22 protein-coding genes are annotated in these 17,904 nt (G+C 52.3%); 16 read left to right on the forward strand and 6 right to left on the reverse strand.

All coding sequences use genetic code 11. The features are described from left to right. The first annotated feature begins 8 nt into the window (after window positions 1-8). The 9 genes from SK3146_RS29815 (at window position 9) to SK3146_RS29855 (ending at window position 7,571) form a co-directional block, all read left to right on the forward strand. Window positions 9-1,331, forward strand: coding sequence for a glycosyltransferase family 4 protein (locus SK3146_RS29815; RefSeq protein ID WP_249862188.1), 1,323 nt, complete (start codon window positions 9-11; stop codon window positions 1,329-1,331). After that, entirely contained in the window at window positions 1,331-2,539 is a 1,209-nt protein-coding gene (locus SK3146_RS29820; RefSeq protein ID WP_249862189.1) for a glycosyltransferase family 4 protein, read from the forward strand. Before SK3146_RS29815 ends, SK3146_RS29820 begins: the two co-directional genes overlap by 1 nt. Window positions 2,540-2,685: 146 nt before the next feature. Then, on the forward strand, window positions 2,686-2,910 hold the full coding sequence (locus tag SK3146_RS29825; protein WP_028547616.1) for a helix-turn-helix domain-containing protein: 225 nt from the start codon (window positions 2,686-2,688) through the stop codon (window positions 2,908-2,910). Between the two features lie 205 nt (window positions 2,911-3,115). Continuing rightward, a complete protein-coding gene (locus tag SK3146_RS29830; RefSeq protein WP_249862190.1) occupies window positions 3,116-3,364 on the forward strand; it encodes a hypothetical protein in 249 nt (82 codons plus the stop codon). Next, window positions 3,361-3,735: a retropepsin-like aspartic protease gene (locus tag SK3146_RS29835; protein WP_249862191.1), complete on the forward strand. Its 375-nt coding sequence runs from the start codon at window positions 3,361-3,363 to the stop codon at window positions 3,733-3,735. Before SK3146_RS29830 ends, SK3146_RS29835 begins: the two co-directional genes overlap by 4 nt. A gap of 157 nt (window positions 3,736-3,892) precedes the next feature. Further along, window positions 3,893-4,360: an SRPBCC family protein gene (locus SK3146_RS29840; protein ID WP_249862192.1), complete on the forward strand. Its 468-nt coding sequence runs from the start codon at window positions 3,893-3,895 to the stop codon at window positions 4,358-4,360. 227 nt (window positions 4,361-4,587) lie between these two features. Then, window positions 4,588-5,892, forward strand: coding sequence for a beta/alpha barrel domain-containing protein (locus SK3146_RS29845; protein WP_249862193.1), 1,305 nt, complete (start codon window positions 4,588-4,590; stop codon window positions 5,890-5,892). A gap of 127 nt (window positions 5,893-6,019) precedes the next feature. Continuing rightward, a complete protein-coding gene (locus SK3146_RS29850; protein ID WP_249862194.1) occupies window positions 6,020-6,991 on the forward strand; it encodes a phosphotransferase family protein in 972 nt (323 codons plus the stop codon). A 217-nt stretch (window positions 6,992-7,208) separates the two neighbouring features. Next, window positions 7,209-7,571, forward strand: a complete 363-nt coding sequence (locus tag SK3146_RS29855) for a hypothetical protein (protein WP_249862195.1) — start codon at window positions 7,209-7,211, stop codon at window positions 7,569-7,571. Window positions 7,572-7,748: 177 nt separating this feature from the next. Here SK3146_RS29855 and SK3146_RS29860 read toward each other — a convergent pair whose 3' ends face one another. Beyond that, complete coding sequence (locus SK3146_RS29860; RefSeq protein ID WP_249862196.1) at window positions 7,749-8,615, reverse strand: helix-turn-helix domain-containing protein; 867 nt, start codon at window positions 8,613-8,615, stop codon at window positions 7,749-7,751. An 83-nt stretch (window positions 8,616-8,698) separates the two neighbouring features. Between SK3146_RS29860 and SK3146_RS29865 the strand changes: the two genes are divergently transcribed. Further along, a complete protein-coding gene (locus SK3146_RS29865; RefSeq protein WP_249862197.1) occupies window positions 8,699-9,517 on the forward strand; it encodes a phytanoyl-CoA dioxygenase family protein in 819 nt (272 codons plus the stop codon). 249 nt (window positions 9,518-9,766) lie between these two features. Here the strand turns inward: SK3146_RS29865 and SK3146_RS29870 are convergent, their stop codons facing one another. Together SK3146_RS29870 and SK3146_RS29875 are read right to left on the reverse strand one after the other, a co-directional pair. Further along, window positions 9,767-10,150 carry a hypothetical protein gene (locus SK3146_RS29870; protein ID WP_249862198.1) on the reverse strand — a complete coding sequence of 128 codons (384 nt, stop codon included), beginning with the start codon at window positions 10,148-10,150 and terminating at the stop codon, window positions 9,767-9,769. Window positions 10,151-10,286: 136 nt separating this feature from the next. Beyond that, the gene (locus tag SK3146_RS29875) at window positions 10,287-10,505 is read right to left on the reverse strand and encodes a hypothetical protein (protein ID WP_249862199.1); all 219 of its coding nucleotides are present in this window, start codon (window positions 10,503-10,505) and stop codon (window positions 10,287-10,289) included. A gap of 261 nt (window positions 10,506-10,766) precedes the next feature. On the opposite strand from SK3146_RS29875, the gene yhfH reads away from it, so the two are divergent. Beyond that, a complete protein-coding gene (yhfH, locus tag SK3146_RS29880; RefSeq protein ID WP_249862200.1) occupies window positions 10,767-10,979 on the forward strand; it encodes a protein YhfH in 213 nt (70 codons plus the stop codon). 97 nt (window positions 10,980-11,076) lie between these two features. Here the strand turns inward: yhfH and SK3146_RS29885 are convergent, their stop codons facing one another. Further along, entirely contained in the window at window positions 11,077-12,060 is a 984-nt protein-coding gene (locus SK3146_RS29885; protein WP_249862201.1) for an HD-GYP domain-containing protein, read from the reverse strand. Window positions 12,061-12,454: 394 nt separating this feature from the next. Between SK3146_RS29885 and SK3146_RS29890 the strand changes: the two genes are divergently transcribed. From SK3146_RS29890 to SK3146_RS29910, 5 genes are all read left to right on the forward strand, one after another. Next, window positions 12,455-13,150 carry a response regulator transcription factor gene (locus SK3146_RS29890; protein ID WP_249862202.1) on the forward strand — a complete coding sequence of 232 codons (696 nt, stop codon included), beginning with the start codon at window positions 12,455-12,457 and terminating at the stop codon, window positions 13,148-13,150. Further along, complete coding sequence (locus SK3146_RS29895) at window positions 13,140-14,246, forward strand: sensor histidine kinase (RefSeq protein ID WP_249862203.1); 1,107 nt, start codon at window positions 13,140-13,142, stop codon at window positions 14,244-14,246. Before SK3146_RS29890 ends, SK3146_RS29895 begins: the two co-directional genes overlap by 11 nt. Before the next feature lie 251 nt (window positions 14,247-14,497). Continuing rightward, complete coding sequence (locus SK3146_RS29900; protein WP_249862204.1) at window positions 14,498-15,526, forward strand: D-alanyl-D-alanine carboxypeptidase family protein; 1,029 nt, start codon at window positions 14,498-14,500, stop codon at window positions 15,524-15,526. Continuing rightward, window positions 15,523-15,804: a hypothetical protein gene (locus tag SK3146_RS29905; RefSeq protein ID WP_249862205.1), complete on the forward strand. Its 282-nt coding sequence runs from the start codon at window positions 15,523-15,525 to the stop codon at window positions 15,802-15,804. Before SK3146_RS29900 ends, SK3146_RS29905 begins: the two co-directional genes overlap by 4 nt. A 91-nt stretch (window positions 15,805-15,895) precedes the next feature. Continuing rightward, window positions 15,896-16,639 (forward strand): SDR family NAD(P)-dependent oxidoreductase, encoded by a 744-nt coding sequence (locus SK3146_RS29910; protein WP_249862206.1) that lies wholly within the window; start codon window positions 15,896-15,898, stop codon window positions 16,637-16,639. Between the two features lie 63 nt (window positions 16,640-16,702). Here the strand turns inward: SK3146_RS29910 and SK3146_RS29915 are convergent, their stop codons facing one another. Continuing rightward, window positions 16,703-17,209 (reverse strand): GNAT family N-acetyltransferase, encoded by a 507-nt coding sequence (locus SK3146_RS29915; protein ID WP_249862207.1) that lies wholly within the window; start codon window positions 17,207-17,209, stop codon window positions 16,703-16,705. A 96-nt stretch (window positions 17,210-17,305) separates the two neighbouring features. Then, entirely contained in the window at window positions 17,306-17,866 is a 561-nt protein-coding gene (locus SK3146_RS29920) for an NADPH-dependent FMN reductase (RefSeq protein WP_249862208.1), read from the reverse strand. Window positions 17,867-17,904: the final 38 nt, after the last annotated feature.

The following is a 17,904-nucleotide window of genomic DNA, read 5'->3' on the forward strand; positions in this document are numbered from 1 at the left end:
AAGGACGAATGAAAATTTTACTGGCCTACTTTTGGGCGCTTCCCCACGTCGGAGGAGCAAACACCTATATTCAGATGATGACAAAAATACTGGGGGAGCACGGGCATCACGTCGATATTTTAGCGCGGCATCCGGATGGCGGAGGCGTCTACTTGGCAAATACCGGTGAAAGGATCGGCGGATTAAAGCTTTGGGAAACCGTGTGCGAAGAAGCGCGGCATCATTTTCAAAGCCATTTTCCGCAGATCGACTCGTGGATTTTTGAACGGGAAACGGAAAGATGCATTTTTGAACTGGCGCTGTCTTATCTGAATCTGCATCAATACGATATCATTCATGCCCAGGATCAGTTGTCAACCCGGGCGCTATGGAGCGTTAAGCCGGACAGCGTGCCTCTGGTGGCATCCATTCACTCCTCGTTGGCAGACGAGCATCAACTGAAAGGCCGCATATCCAGTGCGGACAGCCTGGCGGGGAAATATGCGGAGCAGGAGGAATACCTCGGCTCCTGGACATCCAGCCGAACGATCGTTGCCTCCGACTGGCTTAAACGGCAGCTGCTGCAGCATTATCCACAGTCGGAGGATCAATTCCGAGTCATTCCCTACGGCATCGACCTGGCCTCTTTTCAAGAAAGGCTGCTGGAAGAACCCGACCCGCCTCTTCCCGATACAGAAGACCGCTTCGTCATCGCCTGCCCCGCGCGGCTGGTGCATGTGAAAGGGCATCGAACTCTTATCGAAGCTTTGAGTAGGGTAAAGGGGCGGCGGGATCATTTCGTTTGCTGGCTTATCGGCGACGGCTACCTTAGAGAAGAGCTTGAGCAGTATTGTATGCAAATGAACGTTGCGGACTGCTTTTTTTTCTTGGGCAATCGTACGGACGTTCCGGCTGTTCTGAAGAAGGCGGATCTCGTCGTGCTTCCGTCGCTATCAGATAACCAGCCCTTTACCGTCATTGAGGCGCAGGCCGCAGGCAAAGCCATTGTCGCCTCCAATGCGGGGGGAATCCCCGAAATGATCGCGGACGCAGAAACCGGATTGCTTTTTGAGAGAGGAGACGCAGTGCAGCTGGCTGACAAAATCATGGAGGCTATGGACGATCCCTGCCTTCGTTGCAGGTTAGAAGTCAATGCGGGCGCTTGGGCGAGGAAGCAATGGGCTTTCCATACGTTGTACGGGCAAACGATGAGCATATATCGTGAAGCTATTGAAGCGGGGAGGCAGCTCAAGCAGCCTAAGGCTCAAGAGCCGAGCCTGGTGTTTTTTTCACCGGATTCCGCCTTTATGAAGAAAATACTCCAAACATTCAAAAAAGGGGGAGGCGCCTAATGAACATACTGCTGCTAAGCACCGACATTCCTTATCCGCCCGTCAGCGGAGGAAGATTGCGGGTTTTTCAGGTGCTGAAGGAGTTATCCCGTTATCATCGTATGTACCTGATCTCCTTTCTGAAAAATCCGGATGAGTACGAGTATAAACGGGAGCTTCTCGATTACTGCGAGGATGTTGCGCTTGTACCGTTACCCGCAAGCTTGCCGGGAAAATATTTCTCCAAGTATGCTTCCAGGGAGTTTCAACAGCATATCGACGATTTTCTGGCCCGCTATCCGATCGATCTTCTCCAAATCGAGCACTCTTATATGGATGTGTACCGCTATCGTACGCCAAAGCCCGGGGGCCTGGGAAAAGTGCTTATTCAACATAATATCGAGCACGAGGTTCATAGACAGCGAATCGCCTATGAATGGCCTGGTTACAGCTGGAAGGAGAAGCTGCTGAACAGCCTCGATTACTTGCGATTCAAGCGATTCGAGTGGAACCGTATGGGTGAGCAGGACTTATGTGTCATGGTATCGGAATTGGAAAGAAATAAGCTGCTCAAGAAACGCCCCGAGCTGTCAAATCGAACGGTCGTTGTTCCCAACGGCGTGGATACGGAGTATTTTCAACCGCCGGCAGACGGCGGCAGGAAGCCGCTGACTCTTGTTTTCACCGCGCATATGGGATGGTTTCCGAACGAGGATGGCATGCTCTGGTTTTACCGTGACATGTTCCCACGGCTCACAGATCGTTACCCGGATCTTCAAGTCATAGCAGCGGGAAAAGAACCGACCGCTCCCGTGCTGCAAATCGGCAACGAGGATCGGCGGATCGTGGTCACCGGAAGAGTAGAGGACATGCGGGAATTTCTATATACCGGCACCGTATTTATATGTCCTTTGCGGATGGGCGGGGGGACGAGGCTGAAAATTTTGGAGGCGATGGCCAGCGGAATCCCCGTCGTATCGACGTCCATCGGATGCGAAGGGCTAGATACCGTCAGCGGAGAACATCTCTTGATCGCAGACCGGCCGGATGATTTTGCCGAACGGATCATAGAACTGCTTGAACAGCCTGACCTGCGGACCAGACTCTCCGGCAATGCCCGTAGATTGATTGAAAGCAGCTACGGCTGGAAAGGCATTGTCGAACGCTATGACGCACAGCTGCAGGAGCGCTTCGGCGGGAGGGAAACGGAAGCTTGGACGCGCAGATAAGACAACCGTCAAAAACAGCTCCAAATGGCGCTAACGCCCATTTTTATCGGCTACTGCACCATTGATGCATACCGCTCATAAACTAACTTTGACTGTATCCCTACACCTTGTAATGATACAAAAACCCGAGCAAGGAGGGGTGACACTTGAAGGGCAGCGACCACAAAAGCAAATTTTTGCTAACCAATCGTGAACGCGAAGTTTTCGAACTGTTGGTGCAGGACAAAACTACCAAGGATATAGCACAGCAGCTGTTTATCAGCGAGAAAACGGTGCGTAACCATATTTCCAACGTCATGCAAAAACTGAATGTGAAAGGTCGTTCACAGGCAGTTGTCGAGCTGATCAAGCTTGGGGAGTTAACCATCTGATTAGGTTTGGCATCCCGCTTTGCACTATTTTAATCCACTTTTGGCCTTCTTACGGGCTTTCCCTTCAGGGAAAGCGCTGGAGAGGGCTCTTTGGTTTTGCGGCGTTAGCTGAAGCGATTGATAGATAAAGAGAATGTCTCCATTCAGTGGAGCTTAACTTAAATTGTGGTAAAATAGATACAAGAAATGCAGGGGAGGTCTAGCTATGAAATGGCAGCAAGTTCGAGAATTGTATCCCGATCAGTTTGTTTTACTTTCCATACTTGACTTTACTGAACAGGAAGACAAAAAAATTGTCACCGAGGTTGCATTGATACGGCTAGTTCCCGCTGAGGAAGCGAACAAGACGTTTTTCCATGTGGAGCCGGGCAATCTTGTCTACCATACCGCTAACGAGAATTGCATCATTCATTTGCGCAAAGAACCGCTTCTGAGAATGAGGCGCGGCTCATGAGGCTTCGTTATGACGGACAATTACTGACCGCCACTGTTAAGATTTGCTATCGCGATAAAGTTTTGGAGCTCACCGATATTGTCATTGATACGGGCTCGTCGCATACGGTTTTCAGTCCGGATGCGCTCGAATCGATTGGCGTAACTTATGAGAATGGTGATCCTGTCTACGAAGCTTACGGGCTTGGAGGAACAGTTCCTTTTTATACGAAGATAATGGACTATATCCAAATTGACAGATTTAGGACGGACCAAATCGAGATTGATGTGGGCGTGCTGCCTAAGTCTCATAAGGGATTGATCGGACTAGATATTTTGAAAACGTACGGTTTTGTCTTGGACTTGGACAAGCTTGAACTTTACAGGTCGTAAAGCAGAAAGTTACGCGTCCAGCTTCATCCGGCGTATTTCGATTGCCCCCCAACGAATTTTTTCACTAATCTTTAGAAACGTGGTGAACAAGTGGAAACCTCTATCGACCGCAGGCAGGCCACGACTAAATCACTACCATTTTAGGAGCTTACGCATAATGCCGCTAATCCAAATGTCCTTGATGATTCACGCTCCGGCGCAGTTATGCTTTGATCTGTCCCGAAGCATCGATATTCATATGCAGTCGATGTCGCAGACAGGGGAGAAAGCCGTGGCCGGAAGAACCGGCGGGCTGATTGAGCTCGGCGAGACGGTGACGTGGGAAGCCGTCCATTTTGGCGTGCGCCAGAGGCTGACTGCCCGCATTACGGAGATGGAGGCGCCGCGCCGCTTTGTCGATGAGATGGTGCAAGGCGCATTCCAGCGGTTCTATCATGTCCATGAGTTCGTTCCGCAGCCGGAAGGAACATTGATGCTCGACAGCTTCGATTACACGTCGCCGCTCGGCGTGCTGGGTAAGGCGGCCGACCGGTTGTTTCTGGAGAGCTACATGACCCGCTTGCTGAGAAAACGGAACGAGATCATTAAGCGAATCGCCGAGGAACAGGTCAAATCAACGTCCTGAACAGTCCCCGGATTTTAACGAATCGGGACGGGAAGCATCTACGCCAAACCTTTGGAGTCTCATTCTCTTAAGAGAGAAGGCTTCCAAAGGTTTTTTTACATTGAAGAAAACGGCATCGAAAACCATTATTAATGAAATTTATCGCATAAATAAAAATGAACGATTTTACTTATAGAAAATGATTGGTTACACTAAATGTACTACAAAATGGAAAGGTTGTGTTGCGAATGAACAATCAGGCCAATTGGTTTCGGGAACAGTTTCCTTATTCCGCTCCTCCCAGGGTGCTGTTCGACGGTGTAGAGGTGCCTACGGCGATGCCGGAACATATTTTTATTACGGATACGACGTTCCGCGACGGGCAGCAGGCCAGACCGCCGTATACGGTAGAGCAGATTGTTACGCTGTTCGACTATTTGCACCGGTTGTCGGGAGAGCGGGGCGTCATCCGGCAGTCGGAGTTTTTTCTTTACAGCGAGAAGGACCGGGAGGCCGCTTACCAATGTATGGCAAGAGGCTACAAATTTCCGGAAGTGACGGCATGGATTCGGGCGGTGAAGAAGGACTTTGCGCTTGTAAAAGATATGGGCATTCAAGAAACGGGCATCCTCACCTCGATTTCCGATTACCATATTTACTCAAAGCTGGGGCTCGACCGGGAACGGGCAATGGCTCAGTATCTGGATATCGTCGAGGCGGCGATGGCTGCGGGCATTCGTCCCCGCTGTCATTTAGAGGACATCACGCGGGCGGATGTGTACGGATTTGTCATCCCTTTCGTACAAAGGCTGGTTCAGCTGTCCGGCGAAAGCGGCATTCCGGTCAAAATCCGTCTGTGCGATACGATGGGCTACGGGGTGTCTTACCCGGGTGCGGTGCTTCCAAGAAGCGTTCCCCGTCTGGTGCATGCGCTTCGCCAAGAAACCGGCATCCGCAGCGAGCAGCTCGAATGGCACGGGCACAACGACTTTTACAAAGTGCTGACCAATGCGGCTACGGCTTGGCTGTACGGCGTCGGCGGCATTAACGGGACGCTGCTCGGGTTCGGGGAACGGACCGGAAATACGCCGATCGAAGGCTTGCTGTTCGAGTACATGGGATTGACCGGAGATCAATCGGTGGATACGACGGTCATTACGGAAATAGCCTACTATTTCGAGAACGAGTTGGGCTACAGCATCCCTCCGATGACTCCGTTCGTAGGCAAGCAGTTCAATGTGACGGCGGCGGGTATTCATGCGGACGGCGTGATCAAGAACGAAGAGATTTACAACATTTTCGATACGGATAAGCTGCTGAACCGGCCGCTGGGGGTTCAAGTGACCGACAAGGCGGGAGCGGCGGGAGTCGCTTTTTGGGTGAACAAGCAGCTGAAGCTTACGGGCGAGCAGCGCATCGACAAGAAGCACGAGGCGATTCAGAAGATGACCGCTTGGGTAGCGGAGCAGTATAAGGACGGGCGCACGACGAGCTTGTCGGATACGGAGCTGCTGGAGGCGGCGCGGCAGTGGCTGCCGGAGCATTTTCAGTGAAAGGCTCATTATTTTAAGAAATTGTAAATCATCTATTGATGCGCTGTCCTATTTGGCATATATTGATCGTAAGCATGGAAAAAATCTCGGCCGGAAGAGCGGGCCGCAGAAAGGGCGTGACCGGCAGATGGAGAGCGGGCGGTTCGATCATTTGGTTTCGCATGAGGGAGTACTGGATTCCGGTGAGCTGGCGAGCCGGGAAACGCTGTACGTCGGACGCAACGGTAAAGCGGTGGAGCGGTTTTGCCTGGATCGGGACGGCGGCCGCAGTTTTATCTTTAAACCGCTGACGAATCCGGAAACCGTCGGGCGGGAGACATGGGTGTACCGGAACATCCTGCCCCATATTCCCGTGCGCTATCCGGCACTGCACGCTCATGCGCCGCATTTCGATGCCGGCCGATATTGGGCGGTTTACGAGGATCTGGGCCCGCTGGAGCATCGGTTTGACCGGGAAACGCTGGTCCGCGCGGCGGCGGCGATCCCGTATTGGCAGCAGCTGCCGATAGAGAGCGTGCCGAGCGAGTTTTCCGGACATACGCCGCGCGTCGAGCAGGTGAGCGAAGAAGTTTGGGGGCAGCGCGAAGCCTTGGAGCGGGTGCTGACGGAAGCGTCTTTCCCGGTCTCCCTGATCCCCGAAGCGCTGCGAATCGCAGCTCGGCCGGATGAAGTCGCGGATTCGGAAGCCGTGGTGTCGCACGGAGATTACCATCCGCTGAACATATCGCTGCGCAAGGATGAGCTGATCGTCTTGGATTGGGAATATGTGCAGATCAACTCCGTTTATTGGGATTTATACAATTTGCTTGATATGACGAGCCCGAACTACCGCAAGCCGGATATGAGCGGGGCACTAAGAAACGAGGTGCTTGCGGCTTATTACGCCCGCCGGCAGCAGCTCGGCTGGAGCAGCGAGTTCGATACGTTCCGGAACCATTATTATCGCTATGCGCTCGCGTATTCCCTATGGATACTGCTGCTCATCGACAAAGATTTGCAGAAAGGCAGCTTCGATACGGCTGCATTGCTGGAGCAGAGACAGGAAACGCTCGCCATTGCGGCGAATTTGCTGCTCGGCGAAAATACGAATCAAGCATAGCTGTAGAGGACGAACCTTATGTCGGGTTCGTCTTTTTGTACATATGGAAAATGACGGAAAAACCTCTTTACAAATGATTGCGAACATGTTAAATTTTAAAACCAAGTAAGCTTGTAGGGAATTGAAAACAGAAATGAAACGGGGGCTTGACGTTATATAACTCGCAGTGAGAAGCAACGACGGAATGAGAGGCGAAACAAGAGAGGGGGATTATACAATGAAATCGTATATGGATGAATTTACCCGGTCGTTTATCGACGATCATCTGGATCTGTACCGTTATGCCGTTCATTTGGGCGATCAGGCATGGGCCGACGAGCTGCTCGAGACGCTCAGGCATTACAAGGAGCACGTTCGTCAAGAAATGTATCGCATAAACCGCAAAGAGCTGTGGCGGCAGTTCGACGCCGTCAATTTGCAGCTGCTGCAGGCTTATAACAAGCTGCAGGACGGCCCGGACGAAGAGACGCAAGCGAGACTGCACCGGCTTATCCGGCAGCTGAAGCTGCAGCGTATCGCCATTACGAATCAAATTTGCGTATCCAAGCAGGCGGCCAATTGGATGCCGTATCGAACTTGAAACCGTACGGGAAATGAAGACGAAGCGGAGCGCGCCTGCTCCGCCGTTTGTACATTGCGGCAGCGGGAGCGGCACCGCACAAGCGGCAAACCCGGGGGAAACGTGCGCTGCAGGGTGCTTGCAGCGCATGTTCGATCCCGCCGCCGCAGCTGCAAGCCGGGTTCCCGGCCCGCCTGCTCAATGGCTCTCGTCAGCCGCCGATTTGCGCGCCTCTTTGCGATATTGCGAAGGGCTTTTTCCATAGTAGGCGGTAAATTGCTTCGTAAAATAAAACGGATTGTGAAAGCCGACCTCATCGGCAATTTCCGCAATTGGCATCGTCGTGTACTCCAGCAGCCGCGACGCTTGACGCAGCCGCAGCCGCAGCAGCGTATCGATCACCGATTCGCCGATCTCCTGCTTGAACAAATGGGCGAGCCGCGAAGGGGACAAGGCGACTTTTGCGGCGAGCTCTTCCACGCTGTGACGCTGTTTCATATGCTGGCTGAGATGGCTGAGCACCTGCTCGACCCGCGGGTCCATCTGCCCCGATTTGACCCGGGCCTCCGCTTGCTGGGCCAGCAGCAAAATTTCCTCCATCGCATTCAGCGACAGCCGGGAACGGTAATAATCGAGGTCCAGGCTGTCCCTGATCATCCGCTGGAACGCCTCCCGGATGCGTTCCCGCACGCTCTGCTGCGCGATACGGATCATGTGAAGCGCTCCCGCCTCGGAGGGAAGCGTCAGCCATTCCGACCAATGGGGCAGCGGCATGAAGTGAGCCCACACAAACTCCCATACGCTGCCTTCGGGCGTAGCGTAATGGTGCGGGGTGCCTGGCGGGAGCAGCACGATATCTCCCGGCTCGCAGGGCTGCAGCCGTCCGTCCAGCCAATAATGTCCCGTCCCCGACAAGGTAAACGTAATCAGCCAATCCTTCGTTCCGAAAGACCGATGCGTCTGGTACCCGTGCGCTTGACGGAAATGACCGGAGACGAGAATTCCCGGCGGCGGAGCGGCGGTCTCCATGAGATCGGCAGCAGGATCGTTAAGGTTTTCAGCCATTTGTTCCATTCCTCCGTCGACATTGGCGTCTTATAATGAAGCCATGAAATCATTATGGTTATTATGGATGGGAGAGAGGAACCATGTCAACTCAGGCGCTTGGCGGCGTGCTCAGTGAGGAGCAAAAAAAGCAGTTTGATGAAGAGGGATATTTGATCGTGAAAGGTTTGCTTGCAGACGATGCGCAGATCATTATGGACGAATTTATGAGACTCCATGCGGCGGGGCCGATCCCCGGCTGTTTCCAGCCGATGACCGCGGAGGAAGCGGACGGCGATATTCTGAAGCAGTATCCGCGCATGATGCACCCGCACAAGGTGAACGAGATCGCATTTCGGTATATGCTTCATCCGAAGGTGATGAATATTTTGGCCGATCTGTTCGGAGCCGATCCTTTGGCCGCGCAAAGCATGTTTTATTTCAAGCCTCCGGGAGCCAAAGGGCAGGCGCTGCATCAGGACCAATTTTATTTGAAGGTGGAGCCGGGTACCTGCATCGCGGCGTGGACCGCCATCGATCCTGCGGATGAAGAGAACGGAGGATTGTTCCTTGTTCCGCAGACGAATCGGATCGATATCGAATGCCCGCACACAGCGGACCCGGCGGTATCTTTTACCAAAGAGGAAGTGGATGTGCCGGAAGGCCGCGAAGCGATCCCGGCGAGGATGGATGCGGGCGACGTGCTGTTCTTTAACGGCAGCGTAATTCACGGTTCTTACCCGAACAGCTCGGCGGACCGGTTCCGGCGCGCCTTCATATGTCATTACTCCGACGCGGCGACGACGAAGATCGGCAAATATTATAAGCCGCTGTACCGGCATGACGGGACGGCTGTTACGGTGGAAGCGAATGAGGATGCGGGCCCTTGTGGAACTGAGTTCCAGCAAACGGGCGCCCATTAAAGCGGGGCGGACGGAAGCGCTCGCGGGGTGCGGCCCTTGTATTCGGGAGACGACTTATAGCGGGTAGCATAGGCAAACAGTAGGTGAGAGGTTAGTTTCCTGCAAAGTAACCGGGTTTCTTAACTCAAACGCAGTTTCCTTTATGTAGAGGAGGGCAGCGGCGTCCGCCGCTACCCTTTTTCCCTTAGATGTATACTTAACAGGCTTCCATAATGGGCCCGTTCTGCGTGATCAGGGTAGAAGTACAAATCAAAAGATTAAATCATTAATAGGAGCTATTTCCCACTGATACTGTGCTCCCTTTTCTACTAGAATATCTTTGCTTAATGAATGTATATAGTCAAATTCGATCTTCTTATTATGACTTTCGAATACAATGATGTTTTTGGGAGAAGGTAACGGCTCACTTAGACCGTTCTTTTTTGCCGAATTTATTTTATCGGTAATTTTTATGATTTCGTTCTGATCAGTATGTTCTGTTATTACTTTTCTTGATTTGTATTCCATTACTGTAATCTTTATTATTGATCCTGGGTTAGGTACAGGCAGGCTTTTATTTTGGCACCCCAATAATAGTCCGAATATCATAATTGATATGAAAACGGAGTATATGAATCGAAAAGGTAACAGCATCGCTCCCTCCTTTAAAAGCGTGGATTAGTAGTCCATTGGTGTAGGCGACCAGTTGTATCTGGAGTCGTTATTAATATACAGTGGTAGAAAATCCGCCCATCCCTCGGTCCAAGCGCAGTTTTTGCTGGATATTTGTTCAAAATAATGCGGAGACGGGCAATTTTGATTCAATAAGCTTGGTGTGCTTGTTTTCATCAACGGAATATAGTTTATAGCCAATTTCAACATTTTTGTTAGTTGGTTTCCTGAGCATTTTGCTTTGTTTCTTGCAGAGAAGTGGTGCGGCAAGCGATGTGGAAGCGAACGTGCTAAACAAAATCATTAAGGTCAACACAACACATAACGAATATTTCATTTTTATCCTCCTATGTAAAAAAGATATAATACCTAAATATTTTTTGGCATATTTTAAAAGTGTTTATAATAGGGCATTTCTTCCAATTTATAGGTCATTTGGAATATGTCATGGAGATTAGGGAAATTTGGTAACGGAATGTTAGGAAGAGGGTACGTATATTTCAGCCAGATTACATTTTTCAAAACCGGTATGAAAGCGGTAACAAAAAAGCGGTTTTCGTGTATACTTGTTTTATACGCGAGCAAAGGAGTGTCGTCTATGGGTGTAGAACCGATGAATCCTTTAGAATTGTATGCCGTCAAACGCTGCTGTCGCTGTGGAATTGAACTGGAAGAGCAAGCCGATTGTTACAAAACGACCTGTGATGAGTGCGAGGGAAATACGTTTTACCCGCTGTCCCCGTATCAGCCGAAGGGCAAGATCGCGAAATGGATGCAAGGCACGAACATCATTGATGATTACTGGCTGTAACCGCCGCCCCGGCAGACTTCCGTCAAGAAGCCGCTGCCGGGGTTTTTCGTATCATAACGCGCGGCGCTTCGGCTCTGAACGAGTTGCGGCGGTGCGGCTACAGCTGCTCGCCCATAGAGAGGAAGGTGTCCACGAGTTCGGGGTTGAAGGCGGCGCCTTTCTGCTCGAGCAAAAAGCGGACGGCTTCTTCGTGCTGCCATGCATCCTTATAGGCCCGCCGGCTTGTCAGCGCGTCATAGACGTCGATAATAGAGACCACCTGCGCTTCAAATGGAATTTCATCGCCTTTCAGTCCGGCTGGATAACCGCTGCCGTCCCATTTTTCGTGATGGTAGTGAATGATATGCTCCGCAATTTTCAGTTCCTCTTGAAGAATATCGTCCTCCAATTCGCGCGAAATTTTGCCGACAATCTCCAGACCGATCAAAGGATGCGTCTCCATAATGTGCCGCTCGTAATAGTTGAGCTTTCCGGGCTTGTACAAGATGCCTTCGGGAATGCCCGATTTGCCGATGTCGTGCATAATGCTGGCGTTAACGACTTGCTGTATGTATTCCTCGGACAACCCGAGCTTCAGGCGTTCGTTATGAGCGATCAGCAGCTTTTCGGTGCCTTGCTGCACCCGGGTCAAATGCTCCTCGATATGCGGATCGCGAATTTCGCAAGAGATAGCCAGCACCTTCAAAATTTCACTCTGCAGCTTCAGCTTGCGCGTCTCCGATAAATAACTGCCCTGCGGGATTTGATCCAAATCGCGGACGACGCCGATATAATACGTTTCCTGCTTGTGCAGAATCGGAGTGATCGTAATATTTGTATGCCAAATGTCCTTGTTTTTTTTACGGTTAATAAAAACGCCCGACCAGGCCAAATTCATCTGCAGCGACTGATACATGCTTTCATAAGTTTTGCGCGGGGTTAGTCTCGATCTCAGAAAGCTTGCCCGCAGACCGATCATATAAGCGCGGGTATAACCGGTCATTTCCTCGTACTTGGAGTTGACTTCTACGATGCGGTGCTCGCGGTCGGTAATAATAACGCCGTCGGCCAATTTAAGATAGAAGTCGAATGCGGTTTCCATAATGCTACCTCCTTGGAATGAAACGGTATAGGATAACGGGAAGGAGGCTGATTGAAGTACCTCGGCACCAAAATACTAGAATGATTCTACCATAGGATAACAGGGAAGAACCATTGGGTTTGGCTTATTTTTTGGATAATGCTTGAACAAGGAGAGATTTGTCTTCAAGGAAAGGGAAGTGGGGATGTTTTCCTCCATGTCAGGAAGAAATTGGGAGTAAAGGTGAGCGGGGGCTTGTGCATAACCGCGTTACAATGAGTATAATGAATAAAATGTAATCTCTTAAAAGCCGCTTAATGATTTCTTAATGAATGCTTGCGTAATGCTTAAACTTTGAACGCTACAATGAAACAGGAATATAAACATCCGTAGGGGCGACGAGCCGGGAAGGTGCATGATGAGAACGATATTAGTAGTAGACGACGATAAGGAAATTGCGAATCTGGTCTCGCTTTATTTGGTTAACGAAGGCTATCAGGTACTGAAGGGGCAGAACGGGCTGGAAGCGCTGCAGCTGCTTGCGGAGCATGAAGTCGATCTGATCATCCTCGACGTGATGATGCCGGAGCTGGACGGGATGGAAGTATGCCGCCGGGTGCGGGAAACGCGGACAATTCCGGTATTGATGCTGAGCGCCAAGGCGGAGGATATGGACAAGGTGCTTGGGCTTATGACCGGCGCCGACGATTATATGGTGAAGCCGTTTAATCCGATGGAGCTGTCCGCAAGGGTGAAGTCGCTGCTGCGCCGCTCGTTTCAATATAACTCGGCCGATACGAAGCCGCAGACGGGAGAGCTGCTGAAGCTGCATTCGCTGGAAATCAACAAGAGCGCCCATACCGTCATGGTTAACCAGCAGCCCGTCAGCTTGACGAACCGCGAGTTCGATATTTTATATTTGCTTGCGAGTCACCCGGGCAGAGTGTTCAGCGCCGAAGATATTTTTCAACTGGTATGGAAGGAGCAGTATTACGCGGTAGGCAACTCGGTGATGGTGCACATATGCAATTTACGGGATAAGCTGGAGCGGGTGCTCGGGTACAAGCTGATTCAAACCGTATGGGGGGTCGGTTACAAAATTGAAGAATAATCCGTATTTTACGATCCGCTGGAAAATTATTCAATTAATATTTTGGAGCGCGTTGTCGTCGGTCGTCACGGTATATGTGATGTATAAATTCGTCGAGCTGCTGCTGCTGTTGTATAAAAATAACCGCTTTATTTACGGAGTCGTGCGGATTTTGTATGACCGGTACGGGATTCAGGAGACGTTGATCACGCTCGGTATCGTTTGTTTTATTTTGTATTTGATTGTGTTCAGTCAAAGAACGGTCGCTTATTTGGCCCGGATCATGAACACGGTTCACCAGATGTCCCATGGCAACTTCGATCTGACGATTCCCGAGAAATCGCGGGGCGAGCTCGGAGAGCTGGCCGAAAGCATCAACCGCATGTCGCGGCAGCTGAAGGTTTCGCTGGCGGAAGAGCGGCTGGCCGTACAGACCAAAAACGAGCTGATTACGAACGTATCCCACGATTTGCGCACGCCGCTGACTTCGGTTATCGGTTATTTGCGGCTCATTGAGGAGGACCGGTACAGAGACGAGGTCGAGCTGCGCTATTACGTCAACATCGCCTACGAAAAATCGCTTCGTTTGGGCCGGATGGTAAGCGACTTGTTCGAGTATACCCGAATGAGTCACGGCGACGGCAATCTGCGTATATCGGAAATCAACCTGGTGGAGCTGCTCGGGCAGCTCAGCGCGGAATTTTCCCTGCAGCTTCATGAGAAACGGATCGAGATCATGCTCCATACGAAGTATGAAACGATGCTCGTGCGCGCCGACGGCGATAAGCTGATGCGCGTGTTCGAGAATTTGATCGCCAATGCGATCAAATACGGCCAGGACGGCAAGCGGATCGACATCGAGCTGCGCAGGGCGCAAGACCGTGCGGTCGTCCGCATCATCAACTACGGTCCTCCGATTCCTGCCGTTGATTTGCCGCATATTTTCGAAAGGTTCTATCGCGTAGAGAAGTCCCGCTCGGATGAGACGGGAGGGACGGGTCTCGGTCTGGCCATAGCCAAAAGCATCGTCGATATGCATAACGGAACGATGGACGTCGCAAGCAGCGAGGAGCGAACCGTGTTCGAGGTGCAGCTGCCTATCCATGCGGCGCGATAGCGGCATAAATTCACATTTCCCGCGCAGAAGCATCCCCTCATCTTTAAGAGGGGGTGCTTTTGCCGTCTTAAGGCGAGTTCCGGCATTAGCGGCGGCGGCCGGATCTGATGCAGCGCGGAACGTCGCTCTTTACTCTCCCTTAATGGCGTCTTAATAGTTCTTAATCTTTGCTTAGCGGCTCCTTAAAAAGAGTGCTTTATACTTATACCGGTACGAATGAAAATGGATGCGGCAAAAAGGAGAGACGACAGATGATCAAAGGGCTCATCGTATTCGGTTTGCTCGTTACGCTGGTAGCGTTGGGCGCGGCGGGAGCCGACCGTACACATATGAAAGCAGCGGTGTTGTCCGCTTTTCATTACGCGCAGGGCTACTGGCGGGAAGTCGCAGGCGCGGGCGACGCGCTGGGCGCAAAGGAGATCCAGGGCGAGGCAGGACTGCTGATGGACGAGAAGACGGGGAAAATACTGTTCGATAAAAATGAAAACCGGCGGCTGTATCCGGCCAGCACGACCAAAATCGTAACGGCGCTTGTGGCGCTGGAAAAAGCGGAGCCTAACGAGAGAGTTACTGTCGGCGACGAGGTCGATCTCCGGACGGCGGATGAAAGCACGGCCGGACTTAAGAAAGGGCAGAAGCTGTCGCTGCGGGATTTACTGTCAGCCATGCTGCTGCCTTCGGGCAATGATGCTGCGCGGACGGTGGCGAGGTACATAGCGAGCAAGGAAACGGGCCGCAGCTTGTCCGCGGAGGAAAGCATCCGTTATTTTGCCTCGCTGATGAACGACAAGGCGGCGCAGCTTGGAGCGGTCTCCTCGCATTTCGTCAACCCTCACGGGCTGCACGATCCCCAGCATTATACGACAGCCCGGGATTTGGCAGTCATCGCCAGAGCCGCTATGGGCGTGCCGGAGTTCCGCAGTATTGTCAGCGAGGCGGAGCATACCGTCTCTTCGTCATCGGCACGGCTCGTCTTGGCCAACCGCAACAAGCTGCTGCAGGCGGGCAGCGATTATTACATGCGGGGAGCGAACGGGATCAAAACCGGATTTACCGACGAAGCCGGCTATTGTTTGGTTGCATCGGCGAGCCGCGGCGGCCGCGAGCTGATCGCCGTCGTGCTGAAATCGACGGAGAGCGACGTATGGCTCGATTCGCAGAAGCTGCTGGAATACGGTTTTGCGGGACTGCCTTCCGGGAAGCGGGCGGCCGCGGCGGCAGGCAGAGGGCCCGAGGCTGTTGAAGCGCCTTCGGACAAGAAGGAGGGGGTTCCGGGATGAGTCGGCAAAGAAGCAAGGAAACGGAATGGGAGCGGCGGGCCCTGATCGTAAAACCGTATGAGCTGCTCTGCTATCGGAGCTGTTATTATTTGCTGCAATGCGAAGCGGAAGCGATGCAGGCGGCGCTCGCTTGCATGGAGCAGGTGATGAGGGATGATGCGTTTTTCCAAAGCGCGGATTTGCACAGACAAACGATTGTGCGAAAAACGGCCATACGCTGTTCTCTGCAGCTTGCGCGTTCCAAGGGAGCTGCGCGCCGGCATAGCCATATAAGCTAAGTTTTCCATGCCGGCAAATGTCCGAAAATGGCAATAATAGCTATGGCGGATGCAAGAAGCCGACCAAAACAAAACCGAGGAGGACGCGCAAATGAGATTTGCCGATAAAGTAGCCGTTGTAACGGGTGGAGCAAGCGGAATCGGGGAAGTGACGGCGAGGTTGTTTGCGGCCGAAGGAGCCAAGACGGTTATCGCCGATTTTTCCGATAGAGGCAAGGAATTGGCGGAGCAGTTCACCGCATCCGGTTATCAGGCGATGTTTGTCAAGACGGATGTTACCCGGGAGGATCAGGTGAAGCGGATGGTCGAGGAGACGGTCCGGGCGTACGGTAAGCTGGACATTTTATTCGCCAACGCAGGAATAGCGAGGGATGCCCCGGCTCATCAGCTTAGTCTGGAAGCGTGGCAAAAAACGATCGACATCAATTTGACGGGAGTGTTTTTATCCGATAAATACGCTATCGAGCAAATGCTGAAGCAGGGCCAAGGCGGCGTCATCGTCAACTGCGGTTCGATCCACAGCCATGCCGGAAAAGCCGGCGTAACCGCCTATTCGTCGGCTAAAGGGGGCGTCAAGCTGCTGACGCAAACTTTGGGTGTCACCTATGCCAAGGAAGGCATCCGCGTCAATGCGATATGCCCCGGGTATATCGATACTCCGCTGATTGCCGGACGCGACGCGGCGATGACCGAGCATTTGGTCGGGCTGCACCCGATGGGGCGGCTGGGTAAGCCGGAGGAGGTCGCCAAGGCCGTATTGTTCCTGGCGAGCGAGGACGCATCCTTCATTACCGGCACGAGCCTGCTGGTGGACGGAGGCTACACGGCGCAATAACGGCTTGGCGGACGCGTAAGCTGACCGGGCTGCAGAGGCATCCTGCGGCCGCGGAAGCTGCCGTCAGGATGGATGAATGGAATAGATGCAAACGTTTTTACCTTTGTGCTGAATGGTTCGTTCGCAGGTCATGCCAAGCTTGCGGGCTACCCGGACTGACCTGAGGTTGTCCGGCTGAATGATGGAGATGAGCCTGCTCTTGTTCAGACGGCGCCAAGCATAATCGCGCCAGCCTTCGGCAGCTTCGTAAGCGTATCCTTGACCCCAGTAGTCCCGGCTGATCCAATAGCCGATTTCCGTTTCTTCGCGGCCTTCCACCAGCTGGGGAACCAGTCCGGCATGCCCGATCAGCGCCCCGTCGCTTCTTCGGACCGCTACCATCAGCCCGAGTCCCTCCGAGGCTTGATACCGCCCGATGAACACTTGCAGCTTCTCCAGCGTTTCCTCCGGAGACCATGGAGTTCCCCTCCCGATATGCCGCATTACTTCGGCATCCGCCGTCATCTGCTGCAAAAAGGCATAGTCCTCCAGCGTATACTTGCGGAACATAAGCCGTGGCGTTGCAATCATCGCTTGCCCACTCCTTCTCGAAAAAATAAAAATCGCTAGCCATCAAAAAGCGGATGCCTGTTGATGGAAGCGATAGGTCCTTTTAGACAAAGAAATTTATTTAGCTGCAGTAAGCTTAACTTGTTGATTATACCAGGTAATGAAATTTCCGACAACGGTATCCAAGAAATTCACTGTCGGTTCGTGAGTCAAATTGCCCTCGGCGTCGATTTTCTCGTGCACCGCGCCCACGTACACTTCATTGCCGGGCAGAAGCGGGGAACCTACGCCGGAAGCGAACAAAATGTCGCGCAGATGGCCTTGGGCCTTGACCGTGCCGAGGACGCCCATCGAAGCGCCGACGATCCAGGACGGCTTGCCGTTCATAACTTTATCTACGCGGGACAGCCAATCGATGGCATTGCCCAATACGCCGGGAATCGTCGCATTGTATTCCGGCACGACCCAGAGGACGGCGTCGGCAGCCTTCACTTTGGCTTTGAATTCCGTGACGACGGCCGGAGGCTCGTTCTCAATGTCCTGATCGTAGAACGGCAATTCGCGGATACTAAGAATTTCAAGCTCAAAGCGGTCCTTATATTTCCGTTGTATGTACTTGGCGAGCTTCAGATTATACGATTCTTTCCGGATGCTTCCGACAATAGCTACAATTTTCATCTTAACTACCTCCGAATTGAAAATTTTAGTGCAAACTC

Origin of the sequence: Paenibacillus konkukensis (assembly GCF_023523925.1) — a bacterium.
GTDB lineage: Bacteria > Bacillota > Bacilli > Paenibacillales > NBRC-103111 > Paenibacillus_S > Paenibacillus_S doosanensis.